The organism is Bacillus sp. PPSBB_2 (assembly GCF_045291115.1).
GTDB lineage: Bacteria > Bacillota > Bacilli > Bacillales > Bacillaceae_G > Bacillus_A > Bacillus_A cereus.
Map to the genome: position 1 here is coordinate 4,684,268 of NZ_CP147983.1, position 19,484 is coordinate 4,703,751.

A 19,484-nucleotide genomic window follows, 5' to 3' on the forward strand; every position below is an offset into this window, starting at 1 on the left:
TTCTTCTCCTCCTATTCTAATGGCGCTGAAGGTGTTGCACGTTTAGCAACCGTAATATGCTCTACGTCATTTAAATCAGCGGCAGGTTTTACATAAGCTGTTTTTGTTAAGCCATATGCATCCGGCTGAACTTCAACGATTTTTCCAATTACAAGACCTTTCGGGAAAATATCACCCAGTCCAGATGTTACAACTAGTTGATCTTTCTCTACCGGTGCATCAGAGCCAATCTTTGTGAAAAGAAGTAATTGCTTTTCTTTGTCATAACCTTCAATCAATCCAAAGATTTTCTCTTGCCCTTGTACAATAGCAGAAACGCGATTTGTTCGGCTCATAGAACTTAGTAATTCTACTGATGATGTAAACTGAGATACACTTTTCACTCTTCCAACTAACCCTTGTGAAGTTACTACAGCCATATCTTTTTTAATTCCTTGCTGTGCCCCTTTATCAATTCCAATTAAATCGTACCATTTATCTGGATTACGAGAAACAACAGTAGCTGGAATTTCAGTATACCCGCTATTTAACTCTTTTTTACCAGTTAGCTCTTGTAACTTCTTGTTATCATCTTCTAATTGTTTTACTTTCCCTGATAGACCTGCATAATTATCTAATTTTGCTTTTAATTCTTTATTCTCTTCATACGTGCGCTTTACATCCTCTACATTTTCGAAGAATCCAGCTACGTATTTCGCTGGCTTTTGGAATACACGTTCTACAACACCGACAGTATCTTTAACAAACTGCTCTGGCCATGTTAAACTGTTCCGTTCTTTCAATGAGATTCCAATCAATGCCACGAGAAGAATAATACTAACCAACAAAACAATTAATCTTTTGTTTAAGAAAAACTGTGGCACGTTCACACCCTCTTAATTTCACTGATTTTTATTTTGCAATATTATCGAGCAGCAGTTTTGAAAAGATCGATATTGTCTAATGCTTTACCTGTTCCAATTGCTACGCAATCTAATGGATCTTCTGCAACAAGAACTGGCATTTTCGTTTCTTCACTAATTACTTTATCTAAATTACGTAGTAATGCCCCGCCACCTGTTAATACGATACCGCGGTCCATAATATCAGCCGCTAATTCAGGTGGAGTTTTTTCTAACGTATTTTTAACTGATTCTACAATCGCATCTACTGTATCTTTTAATGCATCTGCAATTTCTTCTGGCTGAATTAGTACTGTTTTTGGTAAACCACTTACTAAATCACGACCGCGAATTTCCATAGGCTCGATACCTTCTGGCTCACCTGCAGAACCAATTTCTAATTTTAATGCTTCAGCTGTTCTTTCACCGATCATTAAGTTATAGCTTTTCTTAATGTACTGAATGATTGAATCGTCCATATCATCACCAGCAACACGGACTGACTGGCTTGTTACAATACCACCTAGAGAAATAATTGCAACTTCTGTTGTACCGCCACCGATATCAACAACCATACTACCAGTTGGTTCCCAAACAGGTAAGTTTGCACCAATTGCTGCTGCAAATGGCTCTTCGATAGGATAAGCATCACGAGCACCCGCTTGACGAGTCGCATCGATTACTGCACGTCTTTCTACAGCTGTAATACCAGATGGTACACATACCATTACATACGGCTTACGTGAGAAGAAACCGTTTGATTTTTGAGCTTGTTGAATGTAATATTTCATCATTGTTGCAGTTGTTTCATAATCAGCAATTACACCGTCTTTCATCGGGCGAAGTGCCACAACGTTCCCTGGTGTACGACCAATCATTTGTTTTGCATCGCTACCTACAGCAACGATTTGTTTCGTATCAGTTTGTAACGCAACTACTGAAGGTTCACGTAAAACTACACCTTTTCCTTTTACATATACAAGCGTGTTCGCAGTTCCTAAGTCTATTCCAAGATCGCGAGTAAATCCACCAAATCCAAACATATTATTTATCTTCCTTTCTTGTTTTCACGGACTCATTTTTTCTTACTTTATATTATAAAAACAGTACGTTTTTTATATCTTTATCCTTTTTGTAGATAAATTTCTACAAAAAACTCATAAATCACATTATAAAACAAAATAAGTAAAAAGCATAGTCTTAAATATGACCTTTTTCCTTTAAACTCACGAATTTATGGTCACCTATTATAATATGATCAAGCACATATCCCAACAAAAAAGAGCAAGTTATAGAACTCTATTATTTCTTTAAAGAATCCCCTCTAGAGACAATCTGTATAGAGCTTTCTTTTTACGCCCTTTTTGTAAAAATTGTGCTAAAATTAATACAACGTATTCTTAGAATTAAATCATCCTTAGAATAGAAGTAAATTCTTTTAAAACATTTAACTACAAAATAGGAAGAGGTGGACATATGAATTTAGAGTCTAGCGAAGATACAATAAAATTCGTTAAAAGAGAAGTTCCCATATACCGAATGAAAGGCAATGAATACATTTCAGATAGTCGATATATAATTGGTCTTCTGATAGAAGATGAAATTGTAATCCCTCACCCAGTTACAGACTTCCTTGATAAAAATTACTATAATGAATCAGGTTCAATAAACAGCGAAAAGGCAGTTGCAGATACCTTGGTACAATTTCTCAACTATATACTCCATCAAAAGAACAGTGGTCATTCAATATTTAAAAAGATAAGAGGCATCGCTGATTTAAAATTATGCCATATGGAAACTTTCCTAGAATATTGTGGAGAAAAAGGAAACCTACGTGATACTGTTAAACGCAAAGAATATTACCTTCTACACTTTTATTACTTTTTTGGAATCCAAAAAAAAGTTTTAAAGAATACACCTCTGATAAATAGACCAAGCCATTCCAACAATTTAAATGGAAACAAATCATATAGACAAACAAGTACCTTCAATGTAAATCTCTATTATAAGAAGCCCAAACAACAAGACTATGACGTTGACGTAATTAAGAAAAAAGATTTCCTAACCCAAAAGTGGACAACACCACAAGAAAAACAAGCCATACGTTTAAAAATAATAAGAGAATTTTTAATGCTAGCGAAAATAGAATTTCCTCATATAGCATTTGCAGTTTGCTTACAGATATTCGGTGGGTTACGTGCAGCCGAATGTATGAACCTTGATATAAACTCTGTACTACCCCAAAACAACTCACAATATGGGGAAAAAGGAATAATTTTAAAAATTAGAGATAGGCAACCAAATTTATTTCCTTTATATTCTCCTCAAAGTAACAACCAAGTGAAACGTCCACGGGATCAAGCTGTTTTACTAGATCCACTTGTTCCTTACTTATACAAAAAACATTTAGATTGGTTGAATAAAAAGCATCGTTCCATGAAAGGGAAAAGTAAGTTTAAAAGTAATTTAGCTTTATTTATTAATAGTCGTGGGGAAGCGATGCAGACCCATACTTACCGAAATACGTTCAATAATTTGAAACGCTTTTACTTAGGAATGTTAAAAAATACAAATGGACGATATGAAGATTTTAAAGAGTTTCGTGAGACAAAATGGAGTACACACATCGGACGTGGTGCCTTTACCAACCTTTGCTTAGATGCTGGCTACAGTGCTGTACAAACTGCTATCTTAAGAGGAGATAGATCACCGCAAGCAATGTTAGACTACACCGATATTTTAACTGCAACAAGTAGTATTATACGCGCAATAGATATTATATCCCCTAAATCTATTGATTCATCCTATGAATTTGAAGAGATCGAATTGAATAAAACATGGAAGGATGTCATGCACTTTGCTAATCCAGATAACCGACACACAGAATTTACAGATTAAAGAAGCTGTAATTAGTAGTGATCAATTTGCAGAAAGAATCGGCTTAAATCCATCAGCACCTTTTTTTTCAAAACACCTGTATACACAAACACTAAAACAATTAGCCACTGCAAATATTCTAGATGTTTGGGAGACAAACGATACAAAACTTTTTCTAAATCAACATGAAGACTCTGCCTACCTAGAAAAACACATGTCTGGTAAACAAATCATGGATAGCTGTAATATTTCTCCTCAAACATTAAGAAAGCTATGTAAAACACATAATATTCCTCTCCATAAGTTCAACACAATATACAAAGATATTTTTATTCCACTAGAATTCATTGAAAAGTATATAACCGATGATAAATACATTACTGGATATGATTTATTAAGAATAAGCTCTATAGATAAAAAATCAAAAAAATTTTTCCCACGCCGGGCATTACTAAGTGTGATTAACAACATTCAAAAATACAATTTAAATAACTTATTGGGTTACAAGGAACTTACAATACCTTTATATTTCAAAAATATAACTCAACCTCAACACCATGTTTTTCTTCGTAAAAAAATCATTCATTTTTTTGAACAACATGTGAGTATCAACAAAGTATTACATGAATTATCTATGGGGCGCAGTAACTTAGTCACCCTCTTGCATCACATGAATATAAAAATACATACGCTTTATGGCAGTAGCCACGATGGCAAATTTATTTCAAAAAACGATTACCACTACTTACAGACGTATAGAAAAGGAATTACTAGTGGAGGGAATGACAGTTACGCCCAGCGCAATAACAAATATATTGAGTATAGGGAAAAATATTATACAAAGAAGCAAGTAATGAATTATCTTTCACTCAGTAGTGATTACATCAATACTGTATTAGATCACTATGACATTAAACCCGTAGAAATATTAGAATATAAATTCAATACAGATAAGCTAAGTTTTATTTACTTCTTTTCAAAAGATGAGATCCATAACTTAATCGAAAAACAAACGCTTCTAAAACGTCAATATACGCAAGAACATTACACAATCCAGGAGATTAAATTACTTATGGACAAAAATGGTTCTACTACAAATTTTTTGTATTCCTATATACCAAAAAACAATATTCAGCCTACTGAATGTCCCTCTTTATTAATGGGTGTATTAAAAAGATACAATGGCAGTAAGAATTTATTTCGAAAAGAAGATGTTCACCAATATTTAATAAATCGTAAAAACAGTAAAAACCTAATTAGTATCGAAATGGACGACCCTTTTAAAGAGTTCATTTACAAAACAGAAACACTTTTACAAATTTCTTTTTCAAAAAAATTAATACGAACTAAAGATCTATGGCTTCAATATGTTCGAAAACAATTACACGCTACCAGAAGTTCAAATATTAGCATTTACATTAACCAACTCTCAAAAACAAGTTTCCATTTAGCAGATTTATTAACTAAAGAAATCTATAGTTATTCTGCGTCATCCTTAAACAAATTATTTTTTGAAGAAAACTCAAACATACCTCGTACTTACCAGCGCATCCTATATCATTTTTGCCGAGAAGTTTATGCTTCTATTTATGAGGTTACACAAAAACCACCTTACACACTGGACAAACTTACTAATCCTAACCATTTTTTAAATCAACGTGATGTAGACTTATCTAGATATACCTATGAGGAGTACAAAGATTTATATCGATTTGTCAATGACTTATCAATACACAAACTTACTGCAATTCAAGATGTCGAATCTTTTCTTAAGGGAAACAAATACTGTAATTATGACAGTTATTGGTTATACATATTAATACAACTTACAAATAATTGGCGCCATGCAACAGTTATAACTCAAATTCCAGAAGTAGACTTATCGAATACCTCGATTACAGACCTAGATTGGTTAAAACAAAATAACCCTTCCATAGATGATGCTAACTCTATAATCTTCCAGGTAGGTCGTTATGTAAAAAAGATTCACAAAACTGGCGCAGACAGCATTTTTCGGATTGCTGATCCTTTAAAAATCGCTTTTGCAACAGCCATAAGTATTTGTCAATTACGCGTAAATGCTTATCATATCGTTGCTCCAAGTCCAAATCAAAAAAACACATCACCTAAGAGTATTCCAAAAAATGTAGGTGCTTTAATATGGATTAAAACTCGTTATATAGTTCAACCGAGACATACAATACATAAAGTCTTTTTTAAATATTTCAAACATGAATTTAAATTTTCTAATCGAAAAATGAATCGTACGCTTACTACTTTGATTTGGTCTGTATTAAGATCTTTAAACGCCGCTAAAGTTTCAAGATCTCACTTTAATGAAGATTCAACAATGCACTACATTAAATTAGATGAGAAGCAACTTACTCATTTAATAGAGCAAATCTTTGAAAGAAGTTCCTTCGGCTATATAACTCAGCTATTAACTAACAAATTATTTGATGGATTAAACATTGAAAAAAATGTAGAAACACAAAAAATGCTAGCGTTAACAAAGAAATTTGGTGATGTTCAAAAAATAGAAGTCTCTTCTGGTCTCATAGATCGTCTAGCAACTGAACAATGGGAAGTTATAGATGTAATAAACGGCTTAAAAAAAGAGGAAATTCAACATCTCCTCTCTGAAGCAATGGCCAATACATTATATTCTAAACAAGAATATTACCAGTGTGTCTTTTCCAGATGCAAATATGACGATATAACCAGTAATAGAGACTGCACCTGTTGTCCCTTTTCTATTGTTAATGTATTTGCCTTATCCAATTTAATGAACACGTATCTCAAAGGGATCCATCATATAATTTCTCATTTTGATAGTGCTAAAGAAGGAGAAAAGAAAAAAATGGCCAATCATTTCTACTTGCTCTGGCTACAAGTTCAATCAGCTAAAGTACAGTTTGGTGATTTAATATATGATTTTGTTGAAGGTGGCAAAGAAAAATTCACGCTCCTTTCTCAACAATTACCAAAGACTAAAAAATATTTGACAGACGGAATCTATTAAATACAATTTCGTAATGAAGGAGGATTCGCTTGTTAAAAATTAATCATAAAGTTTTAGAAGACCTTTCAACCCCTGATAATGTATTTGATATTAATGAAAATATTATAGAGGCTCAACAATTATTTAACGAGTATTTCGATATAAAATCTTTTAACCAAACAAAGGATTTCGAAAGTAATATCTGGTCATTCACTGAATTAATCAATGGCCAAACTTATTATTTCAATTTTGAATCTTTTCAACCATTGCTTGAGTTTAATAGTAATTTAGTAGTTAATGAATGTATACTAGCTTTAAAATGTTGGATTATTTTACATTTAGATTCTAAATCCCCCTCGGTAACCTATAAACTTTTTAGTAATTTATACTCTATTTGTCGACTAACAAAAGGGTTTCAAACGAACTATGAAAATTTAATCCAATTAATTAACTCCGGTAAAGTCTATAGTAGAAAAAACTCTAGAAGTAATGACTATGTAACCAAAGCTGTGGCTCCCGAAACCATACTACGCTTTATAAATAGTTTTCTTAGCTTTTCAAAATTTTATACAGATCTCCCTATAGATCCGTATTACATTCAGATACTAGAAAATGAAAGAGCTAAAATAAAATCATCTACAAGCAATCGTGATTTGCCTCCACCAAAAGATATCTTAGTCTTTAAAGACTGTATAGAATATTTTTTTATAACCCATCAAGATCAGATAACAGAAAAATTAAAATTCAATAAACTGACTAAATTCTTTCCAGTCATCCTATGGTGGGATATAACATCCATTATACCAATGCGCCCTAGTGAATTTTGTTTAATTAAGAAAGATTGTCTCTCTCTTACAGAGAATACCCTAACTTTCCCTCGTCTTAAGCAAAGACGGAATAAAAAAAACAGAACTGAACTAACATATGACACATTACCAATCCCAAAAGAATTAAACGGGAAAATTACACAATACTTACAGCTAACATCAGAATATGAATCTTCCGAATACCTAATATCTTTCGAAGCTTTTAAGGAACTAACATTAAAGAATATAAAGAGCTCTATAAACTATGAACAAAAAATATTCACTCGAGAATATTTACAAAAATTAATTGAATGTTTTTATATGGAGGTTATTAAAGAGGAATATAACTTAGAGATTAACCATCAACTTAAACCCGGTGATTTGAGACATATAGCTATCATATCACTAATGATGCAAGGATATGACCGAGTCGAGATTGAGAGACTGGCAGGCCACTTTGACCTTAACACACAATATTCTTATGGGAACCATATGAAATTTTGGATTGACACAGATATACAAAGATTAACAAACCAATTTATATTACAAAATACAGAGAACTTCGTGTCACCACATGGTATTCAAGAATATGAAAAACTATATGATGACATTGCTTATAGTGAATGTAACACCTACAATCGTGATGCATCCAGTAATTTTATCGAATTGAACCTGGGTTATTGTAAAGATAAAACAATGCCCTGTCCCTCATTCAATTGGAACTTTACAGGATGTTACTTCTGCAAACATTGGGGTATATCACTACATGAGTTACAAGAAACACGAGAATTAATTATTACAGAAATTAGTGTAATTTATAAAAATATCCAAAAAAAGATTAATTACTTAGTAGGGCTATATAATTTACACCATTTAGATGAATTCGGAAAAATTAATCCTCAATTAAAAACTGAGCTAAGGACAACGTTTGACAGAATAGAATACGACAAAACTTCTATTGCAAGATTACAATACCTATTAGGAGTGGAGATTGATGAACTCAAATAAAGGACCCGGCAGACCAAAAAAATATGAACTCACTGAAAAGCTTAAACAAGAGATACTATATTTACTTAGAGTTTATAACCAAAACCACAACCCTTACCCTCAAATAAAATATAAACATATTTGGGAATATGCTACTAACCTTTATGAACAAGGAACATTCTCTATCAAAACAAGCTATGATTTTTGGAAAAAGAAAGATCGTATTGGCCGTCAGTTAGTCGATACAGTTAATGCTATACAGTCACAAAAAGTTTCTATTTCTCAATCAATAGAACTAGACTTAATTGATATTAAAGAACTGATTGATAAGTATGGTGGGAAAAACAAAGATTTACTGTGGGAGTATTTAGAGCCTTATGATAAACATTTGTACAATATTGCTTCAAGAATTAAACAATTGGAAGATAAAAATAATAAATTACAAAATAAATTAAATAAACAAGAATTGACCATTCAGAGTCTAAAACAAAAAAATTATAGAATTCAAAAATCATTATTAGCCATGTTTACCTATAGTAACAAAGAAAATGAACTCGTAAATATGCTAAATACAGGTAACTCTAAATCACATATCATAAACTTAGCATTACACGACACATTTGAAAATCCAATATCATTTATCCAAGAATTAGAAAAGCATTTAAAGCATCAAGCTAGACAACATTTGGATCCTTCTAAAGTAATCCCTTTACATCCAATCAATAAAAGTCAAGACAATACCCCAGAATATGATTTATGAAACAGATTCAATATATTTGCTTTATTTCATTGTTTATAGTTTTTAAAGGAGTCTGTTATTGGTCTTATGCCTGTCAAGTAGACATATTCAAAAATACTATGCAATCAGTGTGCTCCGATATTCAATTAGTGCACACTGATCTAGATTTTTCTGAAATCGTTCATAAATATAGAACCAAATATAATCCCCCACAGCTCGATAGAGATCGTTTTCTGTTTTGAAGTGTGCAAAGAACGATTCAATGCATGTTCAATGCATGCATTATCTAGGCAATTTCCTTTGCGAGAATGACAACCTATTATCCCCTAATGCCTTCATTTGATTATTGTATGTTTTAGATATGCACTGAAAACCTTGATTTGAATGAAGAATTACTTCTTATACCGCCCTTGTTGTAGCCAGTTTTTCGACAATGCCACTCACCAACTTCAGATCATTTCGTGTTGATAGCTCCCACGCGACAATTTCATCATTAAACAGACTTGGATAGCAAACAGATCATAGAAACGATCTCCAAGATTTAGATAGGTTATATCTATAACAGTAACATAATGACGGTTCGGTTGATTCGTTTTAAATATACGATTGAGTCAATTTGGTCTGTAATTCGAAGGAAACGCCGCTTCACATGCCAAGTGAAGAAGATGTGCCAAGTTCTACATGTATCCCGAAGCGGGTATTATAGATGGCGAAATCACACCAAAAGTCCCAAGCAAATATCAAGGGAACACTTAACTAAAGAAATACATTGTATTTTTCTAGAGCCACGTTGTTTATATGGAAGCCCGAAGGTAACATCTGTGTTACGCCAAAAAGGAAAGTATATTTCACAAAAAACAGTGACCAGAATCATAAAAGAACAAGGGTTACAATCAAAAACTATAAAAAAAGATAAAGCTACTACAAATTCCAAATATTCTTATCCGATACATAACAATATGTTGGATCGTCAATTCAAGGTAGAAACGCCAAATCAAGCTTAGGTAGCTTATATTATTTATATACCGACGAAAGAAGTTTAGTTTATTTAGCAAGTCTGATGGACTTGTATTCTAAAAAAATTGTGGGTTGCCATGCTAATCCAGGGTATTTTTTGTCCGATTTTAAGACAAATTCATCAGTGCTTTTATACAGATGCAATGTTATCCTTAGACATGTAACTTGTAGTTACATGCAGTTTCCCTAAACAAGTATCCTGTAGGCCCTAGACTCATTCTAGGGCTTCTTCCCATTTATCTAGAGTGATATCTTGTGTACTTCCCTCCCTTAATAAAGTACTCAGATGGATACTTTCACTCTAAATCCTTATTTATTTTTTCAATTCTAAATACTGAAGGTATATGAGGTTGCATTCTTATATTTGACTCTTCAATCGCTACTATATACCGCGGATTTAAAGCAACTTGCATTTCGTTTCCTGTTTCCACATCTATATGAGGTAACACAACAAACGTATTAAGAAATTCTCCCTCACCATTTACAAGTGTCTTTCCAATGAGGGAACCAAGCTGAATCGATACAATATATTCTTTCCCATTTGATAAAATAATTTTAGCCAAACTGTCCATCCGTATCCCACTCCTCACTTTGTCAAAATAACCAATTTATCATATATTTTCTATATACTTTATATGCCCATTTTTCATATCTATGCCTCTTTCTATAAAAGTACATATGGACGTAAAAAGAGAGCGACCAAGGGAATGGCTGCTCTTGCATCATTTATATAGAAAGGAAGGTCTTTGGAAAAGCACTATCAATAAGTGTTGTCCGATGCTTCATTATATGCTTATTCTTTAAAAAAAGTTCTAGACAACACATTATTTTTGGTTTTAAAAACCATTTTTCTACATATACTAAAAATGGTTGGAAAACTGACGCTGTCTACTGTTTATTTCAGACCCTTAACTTAGTAAGCAGTTACAATCCATCTGTTTTCCTCCAACATTTCTTTCAGAAGGGTGAAGAATGCGAATGGGTATCCCTTATCCCGAAATTAACCTACCACACATCTATATCTTTGCATTCTTCATTCCTTCATACATCTCTTACCACCTTCATCCATCACCCCATTATAAATCCTATAAAAAAGAGGGTTCTGGTGCAAAGAATATAATACTTGTGCAATGAATTTTTAAATCTTGGACATACTGATACTATTACTCTACAAAGGAGATGTGATCAGTATGAAAAAGGACAATTTGTTTAAATGGAAGCATTACCAACCAGATATCATTCTATTAACTGTTCGTTGGTACCTGCGGTACAATCTAAGTTTTCGAGATTTGGTGGAAATGATGGAAGAAAGAGGATTAACCTTATCCCATACAACGATTATGCGTTGGGTCCATCAATACGGACCGGAACTAGATAAACGGATCCGACGTCATCTGAAACAAACAAATGATTCCTGGCGAGTGGATGAAACATATATAAAAGTAAAAGGGCAATGGGTGTATTTATACCGTGCTGTTGATTCTGAAGGAAATACGATTGACTTCTATCTCAGTAAAACTAGAAATCATAAGGCTGCAAAGCGATTCTTTAAGAAGGCTTTGCAGTCTTTCCATGTCTCAAAACCTCGTACAATCACAATTGATAAAAATCCTGCTTATCCAGTTGCCCTCACTAAATTAAAGAGCGAGAAAAAAGTGCCGTTAGGCACTCAAATTCGGCAGATAAAATATCTAAATAATGTAGTGGAGCAAGACCACCGGTTCATTAAAAAACGTGTACGCTCTATGTTAGGATTTAAATCTTTTGGCACAGCTACATGTATTCTTGCAGGAGTAGAAGCCATGCATATGATAAAAAAAGAACAGGTTGATTTACGGGATCAGTCTGTTCAAAATCAAAAAGAATTTATTTATCAATTATTTGGATTAACAGCGTAAAGAATGATTCCAGTAGGAATCTTCATTATTTCTTGGGACTGTATCCTTATCTTTGCACCAGAACCAAAAAGAGCACCTCAATAATAAAAGTGCTCTCTTCTAGTACAACTTGTACTGCATGTACCTATTATTAAAAAATTACCCTAAAAACGTAATCTAACATTATGTATTATTTAGCCCCTCTTTCAACCGCTAAGCATATATGTTTAACTTTCCCGGTTATACATTCATGTCTAAAACTTAGCGGCTGAAAGAAGAGCAAAAGCTCTTCCGAATTACAATGGATGCCCGTAAATCTATTTATACATATATTGTAAAAGTGGTTTCCACCATCATTTACCTAATTTAAAATACCATACAATCCTATATTCAACTATCTATTTTTTGTCCTTTATTAAAGAACACTTTTCTCTCCTCGCTACAAGTCCTGCATGTTAAAATACATATATCCTAATTAAATTTCTGCGAGGACGTAAAAACTCACTTGTCCTCCTACTCACTTCCAGAGCTACATGACTTGTCTTATACAGACCATGTAGCTCTCTTTTTTATAGCAAGCTATAGACTTATCTTGCACATTAGCATTCTGTGAGAACATACGAAAAAATTATAATTTTTTAATAACTTTATCCCTATTTTTTCTTTTCCTCCTTACATATAAAAATAACGATTACATTCTTATCACCATTATCTGAACCTCATAATATAATACTATTGATATAAATTACTTTTAAAGGATGAATAACTATGAAGTTCAAAAAATTACTCTTAACTGTCTTATGTTTCTCATTATTCCTAATTATACCCTCGATTAGCGTGAGCGCTCAAAAAGGACAACCTATCATTTCTGATAAAAATACAACGAATCACTCTGTCTCTATCTCTCCTTTCTTTCCATCCATCCTTCCCAGTTTCCAAAAACTGCACACACCATCACCGGCGAATCTTCCTCAACAACTTATCATCGTCCAAACTTCCGGCAACTATAATCAACAAGAAGCCGCCAATATGATACAGCGTATTAGCAACATTGATAGCAAAACTCTATATGCTCTTTACCATAAAAATATTCGTATTAAACTCATTAACTTTCCAATCACTTATTTACCCGAATATTCTTATTTAAGAGGGCAAATCCCTAGAGGCTGGGAAGGTACAGGCTATACCTGGGACTCTGTTCCAGGTATTGGCGGGAATCCTGTTGTTGCTCGTATAGGATATAGTAATTACGGTAATATGCATACTTCAATCAATCTTGAATTACACGAAACAGCTCACGCTATTGATCGNGTAGGCAAATAAAATTTGTAAAATGGATTGATTTTGATCAAAATTGGTTATCATACTAGTAAATCCGTCCTTTCTGGAGATAGTTTTAGGATACTATCATTCTTCCAGGAAAACGGGTTTCTTTATGCATTCATTTTTGGATATTTATGAGTTTTGCAACACCCTCTTTAATGATTATTTCTAATAGTTCTTCATTTAACATGAATCACAATTACCTCCCCTTACAGTTTATATTTATGTATATACACCATCCGATTTCTCGATACCTGCAGTTACCCATATCTTATATTGTGTGTAACTGACGCCTTCGCTGAACCCCTTGGTATCATTGATTTCATTTCACTTTCTCTTTTGAGTTACACAGTACGAAATTTATGAGTAACTGTATAGATTTTAAACCTAGTCATTGCTTTATCCATTGCATTTTGGTTTACACCTATATAACGTAACGTGACCTTCTCTGACGAATGATTGAATATCTCCATGAGTAGTAATACTATGTTTTTTGTTTACATGTACATATGATACCCATACGTCTTTCTCAGTGTATGTGTTCCTATTTCATCTAGCCCAAATTCTTCTGCAGCTATACTTAATATCACTTATATGCCATGCTACGACCGGTTGGAAGATTCTTCCCCTGTCTACTTTGCAATAAATACTCACTATCTTCTCTTTCTTCAATAAACCATTTGAGTTCTCTTTTCAATGCTGCAGTAATTTGTATTCGTTTCTGTTTCCCGGTTTTCTTTTCTCTTATAGATATATGACTATCTTTGACATCCCCTACCTTCAATTTCAAAATTTCCGATATTCTCAAACCTGTATTGATTCCCATAATGAAGAGAATGTAATTACGTAAGCTCTTTTCTTTAAAATACTCTTTTAGCTGCTGTATTTGCTCTGGATTACGTATAGGCTGAACAAAATTCATGATTCATTACCTCCCGTTTCTTCAGTCTCATAAACTTCTAATCTAAGAGCAAAAGCAAGTTTATAAAATACTCTAGCCTTAACACGTCGATACGTACGCTCATGCCGATTTCGCTATATACCATATAATCACATACATCTTCATCTTCTAAATAACGTTTAATGATGATGTCTCTTTGATCCTTTCCTGCGCGCCCATTACCCAAACGACTAAGAAACTGGTCAATACGAAATGATGTTTGCTTAATCCACTCTTCTCTTTTACTTTGTTGAATATTAACCATCGCTACATCATTTGTAGGTCCATGATATCTAATTTCATAAGAAGGAGTGACTTTCATTTCTTCATGCATCATTCCAAACTGTCTATATAAACGTACATTTTCGAGAACACCTTCTAATTTTTTCTGCGTTGCTATTCTATCAATTTTTTGTAAGAAAGATAATCATTTCGTCATACAAGACCACTCCTTTTTATTACTTTTGTCTTAATGCTCTAAGTCTACATTCATAATGCGAACCACGAACCCCTATTCATTCTTCAATTTCACGCATACTTAATTTTTATTTTCCACTTGTTTTCCCCACTCATGTAATTAATCCTTTAGTGTCTTCCTTCCCCATCTCCCTTCCAAAATAAAAGAGGCCACCATTTCTTAAGACAGCTGCAATTGCTGTTTTAAAAATTGGTGGCCTCTAGTTTTTTAGCCAGACTCTATCCAAATTCCATTTATTTCAAATAACCAGTTCGTACAAAAATATTCCTCCAAGCCTTATCAAACTGATATTTTTCCACTACCTTCGCACGACGCGCAATTGCTTTTCTAATTTTTCTTTTCTTCAAAGCTTTCATTCTTCTACCCTCACTTTACAACAGCATTTTTATTTTATGGTTTTTAAAACCATTTTTCTCCCTAATTAAGAATAAATCATTTAACTCCGAATATATTATAAACATCTCCCCTTCAGGAGAAATCCCATATTTGAGTCACCATCGAAGTTAAGCACTTAGTTTTACTAACTTGCTCAACTTTGGTTATTTTAACCAAATAATTCGATTACCATACATAAAAAAAATACAATCAACCATTACAAGGAGGATTTAATAATGAACGGTATTAAGCAGAAAAACCTCTTTACTAACAATACTGACTTTTACATTTTACTTGGTGATTATACAGATATTGTAAGCTATCACGAAACATGGAACGATGCCACAATAACTTTAAGGTCTATTCATATCTCTGATAGTAGCTGGACTTCCATTTGGATTTTGAAACCAGGTGAAACCCTTTCAGGTACTTACATAAATGCTCCCCACGAGGAACATAGGGATGTTTCATATAGATCATAAAAATCCCTTTAATTCGATTGAAAACATCATAGGTGTTAAATAAGATACTGAATTGTTATATAACAATTCATATTTCTAACTCATTCAGTAGCTCACCAATGCCTTCCTAAAACAGGTTTATTTTTCATTCTCAAATTCTTAATTTCTACCCGTCTATCTTTTCATGACCGATTAACAAAATCATCGTTCAACATTAGGTATATATAACCAAACACTCATGACTCCCTGGTATAAAAAACGGACTCATGTGCATACTGTAAACACCTCCTTTAATCGAGTTTTTGTTATTTCGGTCACCCTTTTGTTTAAGCAGTTAGCTTTTGCTAGCTGCTATTTTTTGGTTCTAAGAACCAATCACTCCAGCATACATATACTATCTTGAATCCTTACTTTCCTAATTATTCCTTGTTCATGACTCACACACATAAACATAAATAAAATGGTTTAAGGTTTCATAAGCGAGCACTCTGGCACAAGTGCTCGTTTTTATTAAATAACTATCCTTGCTATTGCAATCACTATTGTTATAAGCGACATTCCTATCAAATATGCTGTCCATGAAACGGATTAAATCCCATCATCTTTCATCACCTGCCTTTACTTCCGTGCGTGATAGGTAAGGCTTTGATATTATTTCCACCTTTTCCCCCACCTAACACCGTACGTGTCAGTTTCCCGACATACGGCGTCCCATCTTATCCTTTTATACTAAAAGCAACTAGATTACAAATAATGTTGTACTCACCAACGTATTAATTCCCCTTTCTTATGAAAGGTCACATCATCTTACTCGATCCTGTGAGTTACATCTAATTGATTTAGTCTTCAACGAACAAAACTAGGGACTATCCCTCCACATTCATTACATGATTCGTCGGTACTGTGTCCCCACCTTCACAAGAATAAAGCAATTTCGGTTCGTTAGAACCTTATATGCACCTGTCTGCTAGTAGGCGTTTGTGACAGTTTCTTGCTTACCACGTTCCGATTGATTTAGCTATACATGTATTCTTAGGTGCTTGCTGTAAGCCTGTTATCTTTACATCCTCATCGTTAGATGTTCCGAAGTTCATATTATTCAATCTTACTTTTCGGTAGATAACGTCGTCATTGACGACATACACATTTCTAATGTATTAAGCGTTTAGACCCATACATTCACATGTTCGTCAGTCCTTTTTGGACATTCTCACCATAGATATTTTGTAGCATCCCGGCCTATCCATCACCATATGATTTCTCACTTAGGTTTTGTTCAGCCGACTTCACCTAGCTTCATACAATTTATGACTACTCTCACGCCTTGCATGTAGGAGTATCAGATAAGTAGTTTCAGCTCAACCTGACGGCTTTCATTCCTACTTTCAGCCAATCAGTTGTTGCTATCAAATTGATAACCCTCCTATTTCGTATATACACACTTATAAGGAAACGTGTCGCACAAATAAAGCTTTTGTTTGATTGTCATCCGCCTATATTAGGATTGATACATTCCCACATGTAATCATCAAATTCAATCTCTACGTTCTTAATAATTTCGCCCTTATAAATTTCAACATCTTGATTAAATTCCATACCACGCCCAAAAATATAAATTTTTATATCTACGTTGTATTCTTTAGACAAGGTTACTAATAGAACTACATCTATTTCCCAAGCCGCTTTATAACCTTCCAGTATACATATCTCTAATTTGTCTTCATCATCTACAAAATGAAGTGAGTTACATGAATTACTTATTATTAGAAAATCATCCTAAAACCTAATTTTAAATTATATATTATTTAACTTCTCTTCCAAACAAACATACGTTTAACTTTCCCAATTATATATTCATGTCTCAAACTTAACCGCTGAAAGAAGAGCGCAAACTCTTCTGCTACTTCAACACTTTTAATTCGCTAACCTCGTCTAGAAATAAGACATCAAAATAAAACTGACAAGTCTATAATTCTCCCCCTTCATTCATACAAAAATAAAAAATAGAGAGCCGATGGCTCTCCTTCCCCTAATATAAAAATTAAACAACTATCCTCTACTTCAATTCTTATCCCTATAAGAGGGGATCCTAAAATAATTAATAAATAGAACAAAAAATAGCCAGTGTACCCTCCGATAGTAATCTTCATTCCCCTACCCTTCACTATGTATACCTAAAATTAAAGCTTCACGATTTAATACATTTATTGATTAAAAAAACATTTAAATCAATATAATCAACTTAACGACACAACAGATATATACGCAGCTCATATTTTAAATTAAGATAGGGCAAAAGTGAGATACATGATTATTTTCAATGCTAATATAATTTCGCCCTATATTTTTTATTAGGATAAGAGTACTTCAATTCCGATAATCTGGCCGCATTCTACTAAGCGTTTTGTTACTGCAATATCTTCACGGCTCGGCGTGGGATCTCCTGAGGGATGGTTATGAAGACATATGATAGAGGCTGCTGCACGACGGAAGGCTTCTTTAAAAACTTCCCTCGGGTGTACAATTGACGTGTTTAAACTTCCAATAAAGATCGTTTGCCTATGTATAACTTGATTTTTTGTATTTAAATATAAACATATAAAGTTCACGTAAATACGAAAAATTACAAAACAAAAGAGCACAGCGTGTATAAGTAGTGCTACCAACACTCTTATACCGTTCACCTGAGCTGACCAGGTAAACACTTGCTATACTCTCATGAGTTATTGTACATCATGCAGGGTCTATTAAGCAACGTTTACCATATTATTGGTGACGTTGCTTTTTTGTTTCCAAGAAGGAGACATATAATATGGAAAAGAAATGCATAGATGTTATAGCAAGTGAAGAATCATTCCGTAACTTATCACCATTTATAGAATTAGAAGAATTGAACAAAACTATACGTACATATAGAGACATTATCCGTATGTCTATTAAGCGTACCGATGTACAATCTAAACTAATTGAATTACTTGAAATTTTAAAGCGCCACAGCTGCAAATATGTAGGCGTTAGTTTCCTTTGCAAAAATTCAATTGCTGACATGATAGGAGTTTCATATAAAACTGTACAACGTTTAATGAAGAAACTTGTGGATCTAGAGATGATTCAGCAAGTAGCGATGAAACGTAAAAAAGATATGCTTCAAACTTCTAACGCTATTATCATTCAACCAATTGTGGAAGAAGTGTCCAACAAGGTAGATGCAAAAAGTCCTACAAAGTGTCCTACCATTAAAACAAAACCTGTTTCCTTAAAACAAAATATAAAAGATATAAACAAACGTAATAGTAATGAGAATAGCAATGCTCTAGAAGAGAATATTGAACAAGCTGATTTTGTTGCTCACTGGGTACCAGAACGTTTTGTTTCTTTAGTTAACTCTTTTCACAGTGAATCTAAAACAATTCAAGAACTGTGGAAGGTCGTAAGACAGTGTAATAAAGTTACAAACTTCTCTACAGGTGATAAAGCATTTACTAAAGACCAAGAACTTACTATTGGCTTAAAAGCTATTAAAGAATTTGTTATGAAGATTAAATCCGGAGTAAAAATGAAGAAAGGTAAATTCGCTTATTTCAACGGGATTGTAAATAACTTAATGGACAAGTTCTACTTTGATAAAGAGTTTATGGGAGCATAACCCCCTAAAAATACGAACAAGCGTTTGGTTTATTCTCAATGTCTTGGTATCATATGGTTAGATATTCCATGCATAA

Annotated in this window: 13 protein-coding genes and 4 pseudogenes; 9 read left to right on the top strand and 8 right to left on the bottom strand. The window is 33.3% G+C overall.

Going from position 1 to position 19,484, the window contains the following annotated elements; all coding sequences use genetic code 11:
- Window positions 1-11: 11 nt before the first annotated feature.
- The 3 genes and pseudogenes from mreC to V6946_RS23650 form a co-directional block, all read right to left on the bottom strand.
- Window positions 12-863 carry a rod shape-determining protein MreC gene (gene mreC, locus V6946_RS23640; RefSeq protein ID WP_001135488.1) on the bottom strand — a complete coding sequence of 284 codons (852 nt, stop codon included), beginning with the start codon at window positions 861-863 and terminating at the stop codon, window positions 12-14.
- Between the two features lie 41 nt (window positions 864-904).
- Window positions 905-1,924, bottom strand: coding sequence for a cell shape-determining protein MreB (mreB, locus tag V6946_RS23645; protein ID WP_000466736.1), 1,020 nt, complete (start codon window positions 1,922-1,924; stop codon window positions 905-907).
- 157 nt (window positions 1,925-2,081) lie between these two features.
- Window positions 2,082-2,153, bottom strand: a pseudogene (locus tag V6946_RS23650) (DNA repair protein RadC); the annotation flags it as partial.
- 204 nt (window positions 2,154-2,357) lie between these two features.
- Here V6946_RS23650 and V6946_RS23655 point away from each other — a divergent pair.
- From V6946_RS23655 to V6946_RS23675, 5 genes are all read left to right on the top strand, one after another.
- On the top strand, window positions 2,358-3,779 hold the full coding sequence (locus tag V6946_RS23655; protein ID WP_069356241.1) for a hypothetical protein: 1,422 nt from the start codon (window positions 2,358-2,360) through the stop codon (window positions 3,777-3,779).
- The gene (locus V6946_RS23660) at window positions 3,739-6,780 is read left to right on the top strand and encodes a hypothetical protein (protein WP_366981384.1); all 3,042 of its coding nucleotides are present in this window, start codon (window positions 3,739-3,741) and stop codon (window positions 6,778-6,780) included. Before V6946_RS23655 ends, V6946_RS23660 begins: the two co-directional genes overlap by 41 nt.
- Before the next feature lie 29 nt (window positions 6,781-6,809).
- Window positions 6,810-8,573, top strand: coding sequence for a site-specific integrase (locus V6946_RS23665; RefSeq protein WP_366981385.1), 1,764 nt, complete (start codon window positions 6,810-6,812; stop codon window positions 8,571-8,573).
- On the top strand, window positions 8,560-9,312 hold the full coding sequence (locus V6946_RS23670; RefSeq protein ID WP_366981386.1) for a hypothetical protein: 753 nt from the start codon (window positions 8,560-8,562) through the stop codon (window positions 9,310-9,312). The genes V6946_RS23665 and V6946_RS23670 overlap by 14 nt, the downstream gene beginning before the upstream one ends.
- Window positions 9,313-9,956: 644 nt before the next feature.
- A complete protein-coding gene (locus V6946_RS23675) occupies window positions 9,957-10,295 on the top strand; it encodes an IS3 family transposase (RefSeq protein WP_321540900.1) in 339 nt (112 codons plus the stop codon).
- 309 nt (window positions 10,296-10,604) lie between these two features.
- On the opposite strand, the gene V6946_RS23680 is transcribed toward V6946_RS23675, so the two are convergent.
- Window positions 10,605-10,880, bottom strand: coding sequence for a hypothetical protein (locus V6946_RS23680; RefSeq protein ID WP_061688029.1), 276 nt, complete (start codon window positions 10,878-10,880; stop codon window positions 10,605-10,607).
- A 618-nt stretch (window positions 10,881-11,498) separates the two neighbouring features.
- On the opposite strand from V6946_RS23680, the gene V6946_RS23685 reads away from it, so the two are divergent.
- Window positions 11,499-12,206 (top strand): IS6 family transposase, encoded by a 708-nt coding sequence (locus V6946_RS23685; protein WP_366981387.1) that lies wholly within the window; start codon window positions 11,499-11,501, stop codon window positions 12,204-12,206.
- A 747-nt stretch (window positions 12,207-12,953) separates the two neighbouring features.
- Window positions 12,954-13,508 carry an anthrax toxin lethal factor-related metalloendopeptidase gene (locus V6946_RS23690; protein ID WP_406622127.1) on the top strand — a complete coding sequence of 185 codons (555 nt, stop codon included), beginning with the start codon at window positions 12,954-12,956 and terminating at the stop codon, window positions 13,506-13,508.
- Window positions 13,509-13,852: 344 nt separating this feature from the next.
- Here the strand turns inward: V6946_RS23690 and V6946_RS23695 are convergent.
- The 3 genes and pseudogenes from V6946_RS23695 to V6946_RS23705 form a co-directional block, all read right to left on the bottom strand.
- Window positions 13,853-14,430: pseudogene (locus V6946_RS23695) on the bottom strand (site-specific integrase).
- A pseudogene (locus V6946_RS23700) lies at window positions 14,427-14,857 on the bottom strand (ArpU family transcriptional regulator). Before V6946_RS23700 ends, V6946_RS23695 begins: the two co-directional pseudogenes overlap by 4 nt.
- A gap of 302 nt (window positions 14,858-15,159) precedes the next feature.
- Window positions 15,160-15,282 (bottom strand): DUF3983 domain-containing protein, encoded by a 123-nt coding sequence (locus V6946_RS23705; protein WP_000645584.1) that lies wholly within the window; start codon window positions 15,280-15,282, stop codon window positions 15,160-15,162.
- Between the two features lie 255 nt (window positions 15,283-15,537).
- On the opposite strand from V6946_RS23705, the gene V6946_RS23710 reads away from it, so the two are divergent.
- Complete coding sequence (locus tag V6946_RS23710; RefSeq protein ID WP_061688031.1) at window positions 15,538-15,783, top strand: hypothetical protein; 246 nt, start codon at window positions 15,538-15,540, stop codon at window positions 15,781-15,783.
- Between the two features lie 2,330 nt (window positions 15,784-18,113).
- Here the strand turns inward: V6946_RS23710 and V6946_RS23715 are convergent.
- Window positions 18,114-18,368: pseudogene (locus V6946_RS23715) on the bottom strand (JAB domain-containing protein); the annotation flags it as partial.
- Between the two features lie 206 nt (window positions 18,369-18,574).
- Here V6946_RS23715 and V6946_RS23720 point away from each other — a divergent pair.
- On the top strand, window positions 18,575-19,408 hold the full coding sequence (locus tag V6946_RS23720) for a hypothetical protein (RefSeq protein WP_006927533.1): 834 nt from the start codon (window positions 18,575-18,577) through the stop codon (window positions 19,406-19,408).
- Window positions 19,409-19,484: the final 76 nt, after the last annotated feature.